Source organism: Kitasatospora sp. NBC_01300, assembly GCF_041435235.1.
In the GTDB taxonomy this organism is placed as follows: Bacteria; Actinomycetota; Actinomycetes; order Streptomycetales; family Streptomycetaceae; genus Kitasatospora.
This window is the reverse complement of record NZ_CP108408.1, coordinates 7,161,918-7,179,803: the sequence shown is the minus strand read 5'-3', so window position 1 is coordinate 7,179,803 and position 17,886 is coordinate 7,161,918. Positions and strand designations below refer to the sequence as shown.

The following is a 17,886-nucleotide window of genomic DNA, read 5'->3' as shown; positions in this document are numbered from 1 at the left end:
GCGGGGCCCGCGGGGTTCACCGCCTGCCGGAATCCGTTTCACGGCGGCCGTTCACAGCCGTTCACAGCCGTTCGCCGCCGTTCGCGGCCGTTCGCGGCCGTTCGCGCCCGTCCTCGGCGTCGGCGCCACGCCCGCCCCGCCGAACCGGGTGAACCCGGCCGGGCCCGCCGCCCGTCGTCCCGGGTGGACGGTGCGCGTCCCGGGCCGCCGACGCAGCGAGCGGCCCTTCCCCTGCGCGAGGAGCCCTTCGTTGAGTGTGGTGCTGGTCAACCGTCCGCCACGGCGCCCCGGCCCGGCGATGCCCGACGGCGAGATCCAGTTGCAGGAGCCGCCCGTCCTCCCCGAGGCGCAGAGCGGCATGTCGAGCATGATCGCGATGGCGCCGATGGCGCTGAGCTCGCTCTCGATGGTCTTCATCTTCCTGCGTCCCGGCGACGGCGGCGGCATCATGACCTACGTCGCGATGGGCATGATGGGCCTGTCCGCCGTGGGCATGCTGGTGACCCAGCTGATCCGCAGCTCCAGCGACCGCAAGCGGGAGCTGCGCGCCGAGCGCCGGGACTACCTGCGCTACCTCGCCCAGGTCCGCCGCCAGGTCCGCGCGCACATCTCCCGCCAACAGGAGGCGCTCGCCTGGCGCCACCCCGCGCCCGACGTCCTGGCCTCGCTGGTGCGCACGTCGCGGCTGTGGGAGCGGCGCAGCGCGCACCCCGACTTCGGCGACGTCCGGATCGGCCTCGGGCACCAGCGTCTCGCGGTCCGGCTCGCGCCCCTGTCCACCAAGCCGGTGGAGGACCTGGAGCCGCTCTGCGCGCACGCGCTGCGCCGCTTCATCAACGCCTACGGCACCGTCGCCGACCAGCCCATCGCCGTCTACCTGCGCGGGTACGCCCAGGTGCTGCTGCGCGGCGAGGACCGGGCCGCGACCCGGGCCCTGGCCCGCGCGATGCTGGCCCAGCTGGCGGCCTTCCACGCCCCCGACGAGCTGCGGATCGCCGTGGTCACCGACGCGGAGCACCGCGCGGACTGGGAGTGGACGAAGTGGCTGCCGCACGCCGTGCACCCGGTGGACACCGACGGGGTGGGGCCGGTGCGGCTGGTGGCGGGCTCGGTGGTGGAGATCGAGCAGCTGCTCGGCGACGAGTTCGCCGGGCGGCCCCCGTACGAGCCGGACACCCAGCCGAACCGGGACGAGCCGTACACCGTGATCGTGTTGGACGGCCCGCAGGCGGGGGCGAGCAGCCGGGCGGCACTGGCCGGCTACCGCAACGCCACGCTGCTGGACCTCGGTGACACGCTGGACTGGAAGCCGCTGCGGTTCCGGCTGCGGCTGCGGATCGAGGACGGCCTGCTGGCCATGGTCGGCGCCGACCGCAACCACCGGGACGACGTCACCGACCTCGGCCGGCCGGACGCCCTGTCGCTGCCAGCCGCCCGCCGGCTGGCGGGGCTGATGGCCCCGTACCGGATCGGCGACCCGGGCGAGGCCGGCGAGCCGCTGGCGAGCGACTTCGACCTGGCCTCGCTGCTCGGCATCCGCGACCTGCACCGGCACGACGTCGGCGACGGCTGGTCCCGGCGCGGGATCGCCGACCGGCTACGGGTCCCGCTCGGGATCTCCGGCGACGGCACGCCCGTCGAACTGGACATCAAGGAGTCCGCGCAGGGCGGCATGGGCCCGCACGGCATGCTGATCGGCGCGACCGGCTCCGGCAAGTCCGAGCTGCTGCGCACCCTGGTGCTGGCGCTGGCCCTCACCCACTCCTCCGAGGTGCTCAACTTCGTCCTGGTGGACTTCAAGGGCGGCGCGACCTTCCTCGGCCTCGACCGGCTGCCGCACACCTCGGCGGTGATCACCAACCTGGCCGACGAGGCCGCCCTGGTCGACCGGATGCGCGACGCTCTGCACGGCGAACTGGTCCGCCGCCAGGAGCTGCTGCGCTCCGCCGGCAACTACAGCTCGCTGCTGGACTACGAGACGGCGCGGGCCGCCGGCACCCCGCTGGAGCCGCTGCCGACGCTGTTCGTCGTGGTCGACGAGTTCAGCGAACTGCTCGCCGCACACCGCGACTTCATGGACCTCTTCATCATGATCGGCCGTCTCGGCCGCTCCCTCGGCGTCCATCTGCTGCTCGCCTCGCAGCGCCTGGACGAAGGCCGGATGCACGCCTTGGAGTCCCACCTGTCCTACCGGATCGGCCTGCGGACCTTCTCGGCCATGGAGAGCCGGGGCGTCCTCGGCGTGCCCGACGCCTACCAGCTGCCCTCCCAGCCCGGCAACGGATTCCTGCGCAGCGACATCGCCACCCTGACGCGGTTCAAGGCCGCGTACGTCTCCGGCCCCTACCGGGTCCGGCGTCCGGAGGCCCGCCAGGAGGCGGTGGCCGGGCAGGTCGCCCTCTACGGCACCGACTACGTGGCGCCGCGTCAGCCCGTCGTGGTGCCCGAGGAGCCGGCCGTCGCGGAGGTGCCCGAGGAGACCCGGACCCTGCTGGCCCTCGCCGCCGAGAAGCTGACCGACGTCGGTCCGCCCGCCTACCAGGTGTGGCTGCCGCCGCTGGGCGTCCCGCCCACCCTGGACCAGCTGCTGCCGCCGCTGGCGCCGCACCCCGAACTCGGCCTCACCACCGAGAGCCACGCCGACCGCGGCACCCTGACCGTCCCGGTCGGCCTCATCGACCGGCCCTTCCAGCAGATCCGCGACCTGCTCACCGCCGACCTGTCCGGCTCCGGCGGCCACGTCGGCATCGCGGGCGGTCCGCAGAGCGGCAAGAGCACCCTGCTGCGCACCCTGATGACCGCCCTCGCGCTCACCCACACCCCGCGCGAAGTGCAGTTCTACTGCCTGGACTTCGGCGGCGGCACGCTCTCCTCGCTGCGCGGCCTGCCGCACGTCGGCGGGATCACCGGCCGGCACGACCCCGAGCGGGTGGTGCGCACCGTCGCCGAGGTCAACAGCATCCTCGCCCGGCGCGAGGTGCGCTTCGCCGAGCTCGGCATCGACTCGATGTCGTCCTTCCGCCGCCGCCTGGCGGCGGGCGAGCTGCCCGACGAGGCGCACGGCGACGTCTTCCTGGTCATCGACGGCTGGAACACCGTCCGCCAGGAGTTCCCGGACCTCGCGCCCGCGCTGACCCTGATCGCCCAGCGCGGCCTCAACTACGGCATCCACCTGATCGTCGGCACCACCCGCTGGGGCGAGGTCACCGGCGCGCTGCGCGACCTCCTGGGCACCCGCTTCGAACTGCGGCTCGGCGACGCGGTCGACTCCGCGATCAACATGCGGGCCGCCGGGAAGGTGCCGAAGATCCCCGGCCGCGGCCTGACCTCCGACGAGATGCACTTCCTCACCGCGCTCCCCCGGCTGGACGGCGGCGGCACCGAGGACCTCGGCGAGGGCGTCGCCGACCTGGTCGACGCGATCGCCGAGCAGTGGGCCGGCCCCCGCGCGCCCGAGATCCGGATGCTGCCGCTCAACCTGCCCGCCGCCGCACTGCCCGCCCCGGAGGGCCGGCTGCGCGTCCCGCTCGGAATCCAGGACGTCTCGCTCACCCCGATGTGGCACGACTTCGAGGAGACGCCGCACCTGCTGGTGGTCGGCGACAGCGAGGCGGGCAAGACCAACCTGCTGAAGCTGGTCGCCTCCGCCATCACCACCGCCTACCAGCCCAACGAGGCCCGGATCATGCTCGTCGACTACCGCCGGGTGCTCCAGGGGGCGGTGCCCGAGGAGTACCGGCTGGGTCACGCGGTGGCCGTGGACGTCCTGCGCCAGATCGTCGACGGCGCGGCGCGGGCGATGGCCAACCGACTGCCCGACGCGGACATCGCACCGGCCCGGCTGCGGCTGCGGGACTGGTGGGAGGGCCCCGAACTGTTCATCGTGGTCGACGACTACGAGCTGGTCGCCGGCTCCTCCAGCAGCATGGGCGCCCACCCGTTCGCGCCGCTGCTCGACTACCTGTCGCAGGGCGTCGAGCTCGGCCTGCACCTGATCGTCGCCCGCAGCGCCAACGGCATCGGGCGGGCCTCCTCCGACCAGCTGCTCCGCAAGCTGGAGGAGGTCAACACCCCGGTGGTGCTGCTGTCCTGCCCGCCCAGCGAGGGTTTCCTGTTCGGCTCCACCAAGCCCCGCGCCTTCCCGGCCGGGCGTGGCCTGCACATCACCCGCCGGCGCACGGTCCAGGTGCAGACCGCCGTCATGGAGGAGGACGGCGACGAGGGGTGAGCCGGCAGTGTCGGGCGCGCCGGTGAACCCGGCGAGGCGAGGCGGCCGTAGAGCCTGGTGACACGTGCGGCAGACGCGGCCGCGCGGACGGAGGGCGGGCGGGACGATGAGCACATCAACGCAGGCGGCAGGGGACGCGCCGGGCGCCGCCCCGGCCAAACGCCGACTGGGCTTGCGTCGGAGCGCTCCCGCCGCGACGCCCGCCGCCCTGCACCAGGTGGGCCCGCACTTCGTCATCGCCCCCGGCGGCGCGGACGGCACCGGCCCGGCGGCGCTGCCCGCCGCGATGACCGCCGCGCTCGGCCGGCTCACCGCCGTCACCCGGACCGTCACCGTCCTCGCGGCCGCCCCCGACGCACCGGCCGTCCTGTTCGGCCGGCTCGACGAGCTGACCCGCACCGCCACCGCCCGGGACGCCACCGCGCTCGTCCTCGCCGCCTCCGGCCTGGCCACCGCCCCGGAGACCGGGCCCCGCCCCGCCGAACGGATCGCCGAACTGACCGGCATCGGCGTCGTCGCCCCGGACGGACTGGTCACCCTCCGCCCCGACGGCACCCTGCTGACCAGCGGTCCGACGGACGACGCGCCGTCCTCCTGGTGGCTCTGCACCCCGACGGGGCAGCTGCGCCGGCTCGGGCCGGTCTGGCCGCTGCCGACGGAGCCGGCCGCCGCACCGGTCGGTTCGCCCGGCTCGGCCGACTCGGCCGCGGAGACCGTGGTGATGGAGCGTCCGACGGCGGAGACCGCCGTGCTGGAGCTTCCGGTGGCCACGCCCGCCGTGGCCGCGCCCGCGCAGGCCGTTCCGGTGGCCGCCGTGTCCTCGCCCGGCCCCGCCGCACCGCCCGCCTCGCCCGCCGACCCGCTGGTCACCGCGCTGCCGCACGGCTACTGGTTCCGCAGCGAGCCCGACCCCGACGGCCCGTCCGGCCCGCTCACCAGGGCCACCGCCGACGAGGGCACCGTCATTCTCGTCGTCGGTCACCCGGGCGCACCCCTCCCCCCGGCCGCCGAGCTCGCCGCCCGGCTCCGCCGCCTGCTCCCCGGCCCCGAGGCCGACCTGCTGCTCAGCGCCCCCTGGGCCGCCACCGGCGCGCTCACCGCCCTCGCCGCCGGGCTCGCGGCCGAACTCGGCCGCGACCTCCGCGCCGCCGTCGGTCTGCCCATGCGCACCACCAGCGGTTTCTCCTCCCGCGTGCTGGCCGCTGACGGCACCCCCGCCTGGGAACCGTGGCTGACCGAGCTGACCGCCTCCCCCACGCGGCGCCGTGTGGTCGCCTCCGCCTGGCGCACCACCCCCGACGGCCCGGCCGCCTGCGGACCGGCCCTCTACGAATCCCCGGTCACCGGCTGGCGGTTGGAGGCCGTGCCGGCCGGCCTGTGGCTGCGCCCCGAGGAGCCGCCGCAGGACCGCGGCCCGCGCCTGCGCGACCCCGACCCGGCCCACCCGCTGCTGATCGCGGGCGCGGACGGGCGAACGGTGCCGCCTGAGGTGCTCGCCGTCCTCGACGAGCTGCGCGCCGCCCTCACCACCCCCGGCGCGGCCGCACCCGAGCTGCTGATCGACGGCGCTCGCCGCGGAATCCCCCTCCCCGCGGCGCAGCTCGCCCAGCCCGCCGCGCCGGCCACCGTGCAGGCCCCTGCGGTCGAACAGCAACGGCCTTCCCCCGAGGGCGAGTTCGCCAGCGTCGCCACCATCACCGCCGCCATCCCGCCGGCCTCGGCGGTCCGGACCCAGACCACCACCACGGCCGACGCCGACGCCCAGGACCCCGCCCCGGACGACGAGTTCACCACCGCTGCCGCCACCCTCCCGGAGCCCCCGGCCCCAGTCCCGGCTCAGCCGCAGATCCCCGAACCGCCCGCGCCGCCCGCCGCCGAGGCACCCGCGCCCGAACCGGCCCCGATCCCCTCCCCCGAACCCGAACCCGAACCCGAACCGGCCCCGGCGCCCGCCCCCGAACCGGAACCCGCCCCCGAACCCGAGCCTGCGCCCGCCCCGGAACCCTCTCCCGCCCCGGAGCCCGAAGCCCCCACCCGCTCCCGCCTCCTCGCGCCCGACGGCACCGCCGTCTCCGGCCGCCCGAGCACGGCCGCCGAGCGCACCGCCTTCCGGGCGCTGCTGGGCGAGCACTTCCAGCGCTGCGCCAGCCGCGCCGAACAGGTCGCCATGCGGCTCCCGGCGCTGCGCTCGCACTCCCGGGACGACCTCAAGAGCGACCTCGCCGCGGTCTACCTGCACTGCGTCGACACGGGCGTCCCGGTCCTGCACACCGAGTTGGTCGCGGCGGCCCGCCGACCGGGCTCCGGGCCGCTGGACCCGTACCTGGCGTGCCTGGGCTCCGGCCTGCGGCGGCTGCCGAACCACCGGGGCGCCGTGCTGCTGGGCGCCGACGCGGGCGAGGAGGAGCTGCGCCACTACGTGCCGGGGACGCTGCTGGTGGAGCCCGCGCCGGTGGTCGGGACGCCGTCGCCGGAGGTCGTACCGGGGACTCCGGTCGAGTTCCTGGTGTGGTCCGCGACCGGCCGCCGCACCTCGGTGATCGCCGAGGACGGCGAGCCCGAGGTGGTGTTCCCGCCCGGTTCGTGGTTCTCCGTCCTGGAGGTCCTGCCGGGCGAGGACGGCGAGCCGACCCGCGTCCTGCTCCGCGAGGTCGGCCCGGGCGCCACGGCCGGGACGGCGGATGAACGCGACCAGCAGGCCCTTGAGCGGCTGCTCACCTGGCAGTCCCGCCGCGACCTGCTCGCCCCGGAGGACCTGCGCTCCCCGTCCCGCCCCGAGCGCCTCCGCCTCACCCCGGGCGTCACCGCCGCCCGGTGACCGGACGTCGGCGGAAGAGCTGCGCCGCTGACTTCAGGCCAGTTCCGGTTCGGAGCGGCCCTCGGACCTGACGGATCCACCGCCACATCCCGCGCCCGATGCCGACACGGCGTCCCCGGCGCGGACTTGACGGCGGCTCCCGCACCGCCCGACAGGCCGACAAGTTGTCTGTACAGCTCAGGGCCCCTTGGCGGACATCGGATCGTCATCGAACTCCCCGGCCCCGGTCACCTCGGTCGCTTAGAAACATGACTGGTCCGGGTCGAACCGATGGTCCGGCGCCCGTCAGCAAGGAGCCCCACCCGATGAGTCCGATGCCCGAACTGTCGCGCCGCAGCCTGCTCGGCGGCGCGGCGGCGGCCGCCGTGCTGTCCGCCCTCCCGATCAGCGTCCAGGAGGCGCTCGCCGCGCCGGCCAAGCCCGGGCGGCTGGCGGACATCCAGCACGTCGTGGTGCTGATGCAGGAGAACCGCGCGTTCGACCACTACTTCGGCACCCTGGCGGGCGTCCGCGGCTTCGGCGACCGGACGGCGGTGCGCGGGGTCAACGGGCGCTCGGTGTTCCACCAGCCCGACCCGGGCCGCAAGGAGGGCCACCTGCTGCCCTTCCCGATGAACGCCGCGCACACCAGCGCCTACCAGCAGGGCGCGCCCGCCTTCGGCTTCGTGGACTCGATGAAGGCCTGGAACGACGGCCTCGCCGACGGCTCGGTCACCCGCCGCTCCGGCGGCTGGCTCGGCCAGGGCTACTACGAGAGCGCCGACATGCCCTTCTACCACGCGCTCGCCTCGGTGTTCACCACCTGTGACGCCTACTACGCGTCCGTCCAGTGCAACACCAACACCAACCGCGAACACCTGATGACCGGGACCAGCGGCGGCACCGTACGGGACACCCCGGTGACCGACAACACCGAGATCCCCGGCGGCTACGAGTGGACCACCTACGCCGAGCGCCTGGAGCGGGCCGGCGTCAGCTGGAAGACCTACCAGGCGCTGGACAACTTCGACGACAACGCGCTCGCCTGGTTCGCCCCCTTCGTCAAGGCCAAGCCCGGCGAGCCGCTGTACGAGCGCGGCATGCGGGCCGTCGGCGACCCGGCGAAGAAGAACGACCCGTTCGCGATGGGCGACGCCCTGGTCGACGCCTTCGCCGCCGACGTCCAGGCCGACCAGCTGCCGCAGGTGTCCTGGATCGTCGCCCCGGCCGCGCTCTCCGAGCACGCCAACTACGCGCCGCCGAACGGCGAGCACCTCACCGCCCGGCTGCTGGCCGCCCTGGCGGCGAAGCCCGAGGTGTGGCAGAAGACCGTCTTCATCCTCAACTACGACGAGCACGGCGGCTTCTTCGACCACCAGCTGCCGCCCGTCCCGCCGCTGGCCACCGGGCGCGGCAAGTCGACCGTGCCGGTGGACGGCGAGGTCGTCGTCCGCGTCAGCAAGGGCTCCGCCACCTACCACCGGGTCGTCGGTCAGGACGGCAGGTACCGGGTCAAGGCCGCGGACGGCTCGCTCACCTGGTCCGACACCCTGCCGGCGGGCGAGACCCTGGTCTCCGGCCCGTACCCGATGGGCCTGGGCGTGCGGGTGCCGATGGTCGTGGTCTCGCCGTGGACCCGCGGCGGGGTCGTCGACTCCACCGTCTACGACCACACCTCGGTGCTGCGCTTCCTGGAGCAGCGCTTCGGCGTCCAGGAGCCCAACATCAGCCCGTGGCGGCGCACCGTCTGCGGCGACCTCACCAACGTCTTCGACTTCTCCGGCCGCAACCCGGCCTGGCCGCAGCTTCCCGACACCAGCGGCAACCGGCAGAAGGTCGTCGACACCGGCAAGCTCCCCGCCCCCACCGTGCCCAGCCCGCAGGCCTTCCCGCAGCAGCAGCGCGGCACCCGGTCGGCCCGCCCGGCGCCCTACGACCTGCTGGTCAAGCCCCGGCTGAAGGGCGGCGAGCTCACCCTCGACCTGGTCAACCAGGGCCGCCAGGGCGCGGTGTTCGCCGTCTACCCGGCACCGGGCGGCGCGCCCCGGCACTACACCGTCGGCGCGAAGAGCCGGCTCTCCGACGTCTGGACGGTCGGCCCGGAGGGCTACGACCTGCGCGTCCACGGCCCCAACGGCGCGCTGTGGCACCTGCGCGGCGACGCCGCCGCCACGTACGAGGTGTCGCTGTCGGAGGAGCGCAACGGCAAGGTCCTCGAAGTCGACGTGATCAACCGCTCGCGCACCGCCCAGACCTTCCTGGTCGGCGACCTCGCCTACGGCGACGGGCTGCGCGAGGTGCGGGTCGCGGCCGGCGACGACCGGACCGTCAACCTCGCGGTCCGGCCCGAGGGCTGGTACGACGTCGCGGTGGCCGTCCGCGGGGACCTCACCTTCCGCCGCCGGATCGCCGGCCGCTTCCCCTGGGACGACCGGACGGTCACCGACCCGGCCCTGGGCCTGGCCGACCCGCTCGCCGTGGACGTCGCCCTCGGGGCCGCCTCCGGCACCATCGACGAACCCGTCCTGCTGCCCGGCCGCCCGGCCCGGGTCTCGGCCGTGCTCACCGCCACCGCCGCGCTCACCGCCGTCGAGGCGCAGCCGGTCGTCCCGCCGGGCTGGACGGTCACCGCCGTCACCGCGCCGCCCGCCGCGCTCGCCGCCGGCGCCACCGCCACCGCCGTGTGGGAGGTCACCCCGCCCGCCCAGCTGCCGGACGGCGCCACCCACCGGATCCTGGTCACCGCCCGGGCGCTGGCCGGCGACCGCTTCGCCATCGCCGACGGCGAACTCGCCGCCCGCCCGGCCCCCGTGATGGCCGGCCACCTGCTGGGCGAGGACTTCGAGTCGCTGGCCGGCGCGCTCCAGCCGCAGGACGGCGTGCTCGGTTGGACGGCGCAGGCGCCGCAGGGCTGGTCGGTGGTCAACGCCCCCGGCATGCCGCAGGGCACCGTCCGCCTCCAGGGCTGGACCTTCCACACCAAGCGGGAGTGGTCCACCCCGGCCGGGCAGGACCGCGGCAACTTCACCCGCGGCCTGGGCATCCTCGCCGTCGCCGACCCGGACGACTGGGACGACACCGGCTCCCCCTCCCGCAAGGGCGTCTTCGACTCCACGCTCGTCTCCCCCGCCGTCCGCCTCCCGGCCGGCGCCGACACCCTGTACCTGGCCTTCGACTCGCACTACCGGCAGGAGGCCCCACAGAAGGCGTCCGTCACCGCCGTGTTCGACAACGGCACGGAGACCCGCCTGGTGTTCTACAGCTCCGATGCCACCGGCAACGACAACGCCGGCAAGGACGTCCAGAACACCCTCGTCACCCGCCGCCTCGCCGTCCCGGCGGGGGCGCAGGCGGTGACGCTGAAGTTCCGGATGTACGACGCAGGCAACAACTGGTACTGGGCGGTCGACCACATCCGCCTGGACAGCCGGCCGATCACGGGCTGACCGTCCGGGAACGGCCCGGTCGGCCGTGCCGTGCCGCCCCGGCTTTCCGGGCTCGGCGCGGCACGGCCGATCGGGCCGGCACATCGGTCCAGCCGATCGCTCCGGCAGATCGGTCCGACAGATCGGTCAGGCCTGGCCAGCCGGTCGGACCCGGCCGGTCGGGCCCAGCCACTCGGCCCCGGCCGCGCGGACCGAGCGGTCAAGCCGGGCCCGAGGAGCCGCCGGAGGCCCCGGCGGCCTCGGGCTGCTGCTGGGTCGAGCAGTGGATGCCGCCACCGCCGGCCGCGATGGCGTTGATGCTCACCGGGACGATCTCGCGGCCGGGGTGGAGGTCGGCCAGCACGCCCGCCGCCCGGTCGTCGGAGGCCTTGTCCCCGAACTGGGGCATGATCACGGCCCCGTTGACGACGTAGTAGTTGAGGTAGGTGGCCAGGAAGTCCTTGCCCCGGTCCGGCTGCCCGGTGAGGTCGGGTTCGGCGAGTTCCACGATCCGCGGCTTGCGGCCCTTGGCGTCGGTGGTGGAGCCGAGCACCTGCAAGGCCTGGTCGGAGGCACGGGACCAGATGTCCGGCGGGGTGTCGGGGCCGGGGCGGTGGATGACGACCACGCCCGGCTCCGCGAACCGGGCCAGGGCGTCGATGTGGCAGTCGGTGATGTCCTGCCCGGCCACGCCGGCGAACCAGATGACCTTCTGGACGCCGAACAGGTCCTTCAGGGCCCCCTCGATCTGGTCGCGGCTCGTCCCCGGGTTGCGGTTCGAGTTGACCCACGAGCTCTCGGTGGCCATCAGGGTGCCCTCGCCGTCGACCTCGACCGCGCCGCCCTCGCCGGTGATCGGCGCCTGGATGCGCCGGATCCCGTAGTGGTCGAGGAGGTTCCGGGCGACCTTGGCGTCGTTGTCGTGGGTCTGCTTGCCGCCCCAGCCGTTGAAGTTGAGGTCGACGCCGGCCAGCCCTGCCGGGCCGGTGACGAAGGTCGGACCGGTGTCGCGGGCCCACAGGTCGTCCACCGCCAGGTCCAGGACCTCGACGCTGGAGCCGCACAGCTGCCGGGCCGCGGCGCTCTGGTCCGGGCGGGCCATCAGCACCACCGGTTCGAACCGGGCGACGGCCTGCGCGATGTGCGCGATGTCCTGGCGGACGGCGGGCAGTTGGTCGCCCCACACCGAATCGAGGGCCGGCCAGGCCATGAACGTCCTGGTGTGGGGGCGCCACTCGGCCGGCATGGCGTACGACGCCGCGGCGCTCGCGGCTCCGCCCGTGCCCGTGCCGGCGGCCGTGGTCGGCTCGTCCTTCGGGGACGAGGCCCCCGACGAACCGCAGCCTTCCACCATCGCGACCAAGGCCGCGGCCGCCCCGGAGCGCAGCACGGTCCGGCGGGACAGGGCGGGTTCTCTCATGGCAGGTCCCCTCGTCGACACGGATTCCACCCCGAAGCGGGCGATATCCGACAGTAGGGGTGGCCGGCGGATCCGTCGGCGAGCCCGCGCGGCGCCGATCGGGCGAATCAGGCGATCCGCCGGGGCGGGAGGCCGGGTGGACGCCTCCCGGTCTAGACTGAAAGTTCAGTCAACATTTCGAGTACAGTGGACCACCATGCCAGACCGTCGAACAGAGATACTCAGAGCGGCCACGAGGCTCATCGCACGACGCGGCGTACGCGGACTGCGGGTGGGGGAACTGGCGGCCGAGGCCGGGGTGTCGACCTCGCTGATCTACTACCACTTCACCGACCGCGCCGGGATCCTGCGCGAGACCCTGGAGTTCATCGGCGAACGGGCCGACCGCTACACCGCCGAACCGGAGCCCGGCGCGCCCGCGGACGACCCCTGGAGCGAACTGGCCCAGGCCCTGCTGCTGGAGCTCCAGGACTCCACCGAGGTCCGCGAGAACAGCACCGCCTGGGGCGAGTTGCGGGCGAGCGCGGTCTTCGAGTCCCGCCTCCGCGAGGACCTGGCCAGGGCCACCCACACCTGGGTGCACGAGATCGCCGGCCTGCTCGGCCGCGCCCACCCGTTCGGCACCGCGCCCGCGCACGCCGCCTCCGCCGAACGCCTCACCGCGCTCCTGGAGGGGCTCAGCACCCGGTGGCTGAGCGGCTCCCTGCCGCTCGACCGCGCGCGCAGCCTGCTCGGCGAGGCGATCGGCGCGGAGATCGCGGGCTGGCGCGCCTAGGCGCGCGTCCTCGGCCCCCGTCCCGCCCGGGAGCAGCGGTCAGGACTCCGGCGTGCCGGGCTGGTCGTGGGTCGAGCAGTGGATCCCGCCACCGCCGGAGGCGATGTCGTCGATCCTCACCGGGACGATGTCGCGGCCGGGGAAGTGGTCGCGCAGGATCTGCTGGGCCCGGTCGTCGGCCTTGGCGTCCCCGAAGCGCGGCAGGAACAGCGACTTGTTGGCGACGTAGAAGTTGATGTACGAGGACACGAACGCGTCGCCGCGGCCGGTGATCCGGTCCGGATCGGGCTGCGGGAGGTCAATCACCTGCAGCGGCCTGCCGTGGGCGTCGGTGGCGGTCCTGAGGACCTCGCGCGCCTGGGCCGCGGAGCGGGACCAGACGTCGGCGGGCGCGCCGGGGAAGGGCTGGTCCAGCAGGACGACCCCGGGGGCGGCGAAGCGCACCAGGCAGTCCACGTGCGCGTCCGTGATGTCCTGGTCGCGCACGCCGGCGAACCAGATCACCTTGGTCACGCCGAGGGCCGTCTTGAGCTCGGCCTCGATCTCGTCCCGGCTCCTGCCCGGGTTGCGGCGCTGGTTGACCACCGAGCTCTCGGTGACCATCAGCGTCCCCTGCCCGTCCGTCTCGAACGAGCCGCCCTCCGCGACGACCGACGTGCGGACCCGCTCGATCCCGTACCGGCCGAGGACGGCGGCGGCCAGCGCCGTGTCGTTGCCGTGCTCCTTCTGCTTGTTGCCCCAGCCGCTGAAGTTGAAGTCGACGCCCTTCGGCTTTCCGGCCTCCTCGACGAACACCGGCACGGTGTCCCGGGCCCACAGGTCGTCGACGGGCAGCGCGACGACCTCGACGTCCTTGCCGCACGCGCTCTGCGCCGCGTCCACCTGGGCCTGGCGGGCGAACATCACGACCGGTTCGTAGCCCCCGACGGCGCGGGCCAGCCGCGCGATGTCCTGGCGGACGTCCGGGAGCTGGTCGCCCCAGATGCCGGTGGACGCCGGCCAGGCCATGAAGGTGCGGGCGTGGCTCTCCCACTCCGCGCCGAACCTGCGCCCCGGCGTCGCGCCCGCCCCGCCGGAGGCGGACGGCTGGGGCGCCTCCGGCGCCGACGACTGGGACGTGCCCGGCGCGGGCGGCTCCGAGGAGCCCGAGGGAGCCGCCGCCCCGGGCCCGTCCGACGGGGCGCAGGCCGCGGCGCCGAGCGTCAGCAGGCCGGCGCCGGCCACGGCGCGCAGCATCGTGCGGCGGGACGGGACGGACGGGCTGGACGGGGTGGACCGGGAGGAGGAAGCGGGCGGGGTCGGGTTGAACACGGAACGCTCCGGCGGGACGAGGGCGCGGGACAGCGCGGGCGGGCAGCGGACAGCGGGCGGCGGGCAGCGGGCAGCGGGCAGCGGGCAGCGGGCAGCGGGGTACGGCTGCGGCTACGGCAGGGGTTCCTGCATCGTGGAGCAGTGGATGCCGCCGCCCCCGGCCATCAGGCGGTCGACGTCGAGCTGGACGACCTCGCGCCCGGGGAAGGCCTCGGCGAGGGTGCGCCGGGCGGCCTCGTCCTTGCACACGTCGCCGAACTGGGCGGCGATCACGCCCCCGTTGACGACGTGGAAGTTCAGGTACGAGTCGACGAACTTCGAGTCGCGCGAGCGGACGGTGTCGGGGCCGTCCACCCGGATCACCTGGAGCCGGCGGCCCCTGGCGTCGGTGGCCCGGGAGAGGATGTCGAACTGCTCCCGGGCGTCCCGGGCCCAGACGTCGTGGCGGTCCGCCGGGGGCAGCTGCACCAGGACGACGCCCGGCCGGACGAACCGGGAGGTGACGTCGATGTGGTCGTCGGTGATGTCCTGGCCCTTGATCCCGGGGACCCAGATCATCTTGTCCGCGCCGTACACCTCCAGGACGGCCTCCTCGATCTCGTCCCGGCTCATGCCCCGGTTGCGGTTCTTGTTGACCAGGCTGCTCTCGGTGGCCATCAGGGTGCCGTCGCCGTCGGTCTCGACCGAGCCTCCCTCACCGACGAACTCCGCGTAGGAGAAGGGGAGTCGGAGCATCCCGGCGATGCCGCGCGCGACCTCGGCGTCGTCCCGGTGGGTCTGCTTGCCGCCCCAGCCGTTGAAGTTGAGGCCGACGGCGTCGAGCCGCCCGTAGCCGTCGCGCCGGAACACCGGGGCGGTGTCCCGCATCCAGAGGTCGTCGGTGGGGACGGCGTCGGTCACGGTGACGGCGGGTCCGCACAGGGCCTGGGCCTCCCGGACGCTGTAGTCGTCCGGGGCGCACATGACCACCGGCTCGAAGCGGGCGATGGTCCGGGCGATGAGCGCGATGTCCTGTTGGACACCCGCCAGCTGCCGGCCCCAGACGGACTTGCGGGACGGCCAGGACATCCAGGTGCGGGCATGCGGGACGTCGTCGCGGTCCACCCACCACTGCGGGAGCCCGGTCTCACCGGCGTACGGCAGCCCGTGCTCCGCCTGGTGCGGGGGCCGGGGCGGGGCCCCGAAGAGGCGGTCGAACAGGGAGCGGCTGTCACCGTGGGTGTTGCTCATGACGGATCTCCAAATCAAGTATTGCCCACCGAGTGACCGGTGGCCCCGCAGTCGCAACTCTGACATTGACTGAATTTTCAGTCAAGCTCCAGATCATGGAACTGCCCAGCCGACCTCGACACGGGGAAAGGCCCTCCCCGGAAAGGGGCCCGACATGCCGGAAGGCCCCGGGCCGCCTCGCCCGGGGCCGGAACACGACGCGCGCTACCCGCGCAGTCGCTCCACTTCGGCCTCGATCGCGCCGGCCATCAGCTCACGCGCGTGCGCCACCGGCAGGCTGCCGCTGAGCCAACGGACGCTCAGCCCCTCCAGCAGTGCGGTCAGCCGCTCGGCCGAGGCCGCCAGGGCGGCGGCCCCGTTCATCGGCCGCACCTGCCCGAGCAGCTCCGCGACCTCCTGGACCCAGACGAGGGTGGCCCGGGCCAGGTCCTCCCGCAGCTCGGGGTCGAACACCGCACTCGCCCGCAGCTCGCCCCAGGCCGTGCTGTTCTCCCGCACCTCGGGGGTGTCCTGGAGCTCCAGCAGCAGCGTCTGCTCCAGCTCGCCCCGGGCGTCCAGCGGCGGCGCGTCCGCCGCGCGCTCCGTCGTGTAGCGCTCGGCCCGGTCGTTGATGAACTCCAGCGTCGCGCGGAGGATCCCCGCGCGGTCCTTGAAGTGGTAGTAGATCAGCGCGGTGGACACCCCCGCCTCCGCCGCCAGTTCCTCCACGCGCAGCCCGCGGACGCCGCGCCGGGCGATGACCCGCGCAGCCGCTTCCATGATCAAGGTTCGACGGTCAGCCACAAGGAATCACCTTACCCGGAGGGGGCACCGACCGATCGGAGGGCCCCATTCCTGACTGAAATCCCAGTCGGGGTATGATCCGGTGCGCTTCACGACGCCGGCGTCCGCCCGGGCTCCGGCCCGACCGCCCGCCGCGCCCTCGCCTTGCGCCGTCCCACCCCGTCCCACCCTGCCCCATCCCGTCCCACCCCGTCCCACCGTGCCCCGCCCGCTCCGCCACTCCCCCGTCCCACCCGCACGACCCGCTGGGAGCCAGCATGACCGCAGAGCCCTTCGGCGCCCCGTCGCCCACGGCGTTCCAGGCGCTGTCCCCGGACGACCCCCGCGAGGTCGGCGGCTACCGCCTCTGCGCGCGGCTCGGAGCGGGCGGCATGGGCCTCGTCTACCTGGCCTACACCCCCGGCGGGCGGCCGGTCGCGCTCAAGGTCGTCCGGCCCGAGCTCGCCGAGGACCCCGAGTTCCGGCACCGCTTCGCCCAGGAGGTCGCCAGCGCCCGGCGCATCCACGGCCTCTACACCGCCCAGGTGGTCGACGCGGGCACCGACGCCGCCACTCCCTGGCTGGCCACCACCTTCGTGCCCGGCCCCTCCCTCCAGCAGGTCGTCCAGCACTACGGACCGCTGCCCGAACGGACCGTCCTGCTGCTCCTCGCCGGCATCGCCGAGGCCCTCCAGGCGATCCACGCGGCGGGCGTCGTCCACCGCGACCTCAAGCCCGGCAACGTCCTCGTCGCCGCCGACGGCCCCCGCGTCATCGACTTCGGCATCGCCCGGGCCGCCGACGCCAGCCCGCTCACCGGCATCGGTCTGCGGATCGGCTCGCCCGGCTTCATGGCCCCCGAACAGGCCCTCGGCCTGTCCGCCGCCCCGGCGACCGACGTCTTCGCGCTGGGCGCCCTGATCGCCTACGTCGGCTCCGGCACTCCCCCCTTCGGCGACGGGCCCGAGCCCGCCTCGCTGTACCGGGCGGTGCACGAGGAGCCCGACCTCTCCCAGCTGCCGCGCGGACTGCACGAACTGGTCCGGCTCTGCCTGGCCAAGCGCCCCGAGGACCGGCCGGGCACCGCCCAGCTGATCGAGGCCGCCCGCCGGCACCCCGCCACCGGCGGCGAACTCCGCTTCTCCGACGACTGGCTGCCCCAGCAGGTCAGCAGCGCGATCCGCCGCCACAGCGACCTGCCGACCACGCCCGGCACACCCGCCCCGCCCGCCACCGTCCTCTCCCCGGCCCGGGCCGCGGCCGACGCCCCGACGACGTTCGGCCTCCCCGCCCCGCCGCCCACCCGGCTGCAACCGGCCCCCGCCGGACCCGAGCCCGCCGCCCCCGCGCGCCGGCGCACCCGCACCCGCACCGTGCTCCTGACCACCGCCGCCCTCCTCGTCGGCGCCGCGGCCGCGTTCGTCCTGCTCGATCCCGAGTACCTGGACGACCTGGACGACCAGAACGTCGCCGCCGGCCTCGCCCCGTCCGCCGGCGCCACCACGACCACCCCGTCCGCCCCGGCCCCCGCCACCACCGCCGCCACGGCGGCCGCCGGGTACACCGCCGTCCACACCGACCTCGAACTCACCTCCCCCGACCCGAGCTACGAGTTCGACCTCAAGGCCGGGAAGGTCACCGCCCAGGACGCCTCCACCTGGTACCTGGGCCGCCACGCCGGCGCGTTCTACCTCCCCGAGGACAGCGACGCCTACGTCGCGCCGACCGGCCGGCTCACCCTCCCCGACTGCGTCAAGGGCGTCGAGACCCAGCCGGTCTCCACCCTGCCGTTCAACGCCCTGCGCACCGACCGCAGCTTCTGCGTCCGCGCCCAGGGCGGCCAGGACATCGCCATCGTCCGTGTCCTCGCCACGGCCGACGACGGCCCGGTCCGGATCTCGCTCACCTCCTACCACCGCTCCGCCTGACGCGGCGCCA

Annotated in this window: 9 protein-coding genes; 5 read left to right on the top strand and 4 right to left on the bottom strand. The window is 74.7% G+C overall.

The window, feature by feature from the left end:
- The first annotated feature begins 250 nt into the window (after positions 1–250).
- The 3 genes from eccCa to OG556_RS31065 all read left to right on the top strand — a co-directional run bounded on the left by eccCa (position 251) and on the right by OG556_RS31065 (position 10,471).
- Positions 251–4,228, top strand: a complete 3,978-nt coding sequence (gene eccCa, locus OG556_RS31075; RefSeq protein ID WP_371521968.1) for a type VII secretion protein EccCa — start codon at positions 251–253, stop codon at positions 4,226–4,228.
- 106 nt (positions 4,229–4,334) lie between these two features.
- Positions 4,335–7,046 (top strand): hypothetical protein, encoded by a 2,712-nt coding sequence (locus OG556_RS31070; RefSeq protein WP_371521966.1) that lies wholly within the window; start codon positions 4,335–4,337, stop codon positions 7,044–7,046.
- A gap of 305 nt (positions 7,047–7,351) precedes the next feature.
- Positions 7,352–10,471, top strand: coding sequence for a phosphocholine-specific phospholipase C (locus OG556_RS31065; protein ID WP_371521964.1), 3,120 nt, complete (start codon positions 7,352–7,354; stop codon positions 10,469–10,471).
- A gap of 199 nt (positions 10,472–10,670) precedes the next feature.
- Here OG556_RS31065 and OG556_RS31060 read toward each other — a convergent pair whose 3' ends face one another.
- Positions 10,671–11,870 (bottom strand): agmatine deiminase family protein, encoded by a 1,200-nt coding sequence (locus OG556_RS31060; RefSeq protein ID WP_371521962.1) that lies wholly within the window; start codon positions 11,868–11,870, stop codon positions 10,671–10,673.
- A gap of 196 nt (positions 11,871–12,066) precedes the next feature.
- Here OG556_RS31060 and OG556_RS31055 point away from each other — a divergent pair, with 196 nt between their 5' ends.
- Positions 12,067–12,645, top strand: coding sequence for a TetR/AcrR family transcriptional regulator (locus OG556_RS31055; protein WP_371521960.1), 579 nt, complete (start codon positions 12,067–12,069; stop codon positions 12,643–12,645).
- Positions 12,646–12,684: 39 nt separating this feature from the next.
- Here the strand turns inward: OG556_RS31055 and OG556_RS31050 are convergent, their stop codons facing one another.
- The 3 genes from OG556_RS31050 to OG556_RS31040 all read right to left on the bottom strand — a co-directional run bounded on the left by OG556_RS31050 (position 12,685) and on the right by OG556_RS31040 (position 15,945).
- Entirely contained in the window at positions 12,685–13,881 is a 1,197-nt protein-coding gene (locus tag OG556_RS31050) for an agmatine/peptidylarginine deiminase (protein WP_371522991.1), read from the bottom strand.
- Between the two features lie 186 nt (positions 13,882–14,067).
- Positions 14,068–15,186, bottom strand: coding sequence for an agmatine/peptidylarginine deiminase (locus OG556_RS31045; RefSeq protein ID WP_371521958.1), 1,119 nt, complete (start codon positions 15,184–15,186; stop codon positions 14,068–14,070).
- A 204-nt stretch (positions 15,187–15,390) separates the two neighbouring features.
- Positions 15,391–15,945, bottom strand: a complete 555-nt coding sequence (locus OG556_RS31040) for a TetR/AcrR family transcriptional regulator (RefSeq protein ID WP_063350538.1) — start codon at positions 15,943–15,945, stop codon at positions 15,391–15,393.
- Between the two features lie 281 nt (positions 15,946–16,226).
- Between OG556_RS31040 and OG556_RS31035 the strand changes: the two genes are divergently transcribed.
- Positions 16,227–17,876 carry a serine/threonine-protein kinase gene (locus OG556_RS31035; protein ID WP_371521956.1) on the top strand — a complete coding sequence of 550 codons (1,650 nt, stop codon included), beginning with the start codon at positions 16,227–16,229 and terminating at the stop codon, positions 17,874–17,876.
- Positions 17,877–17,886 lie beyond the last annotated feature (10 nt).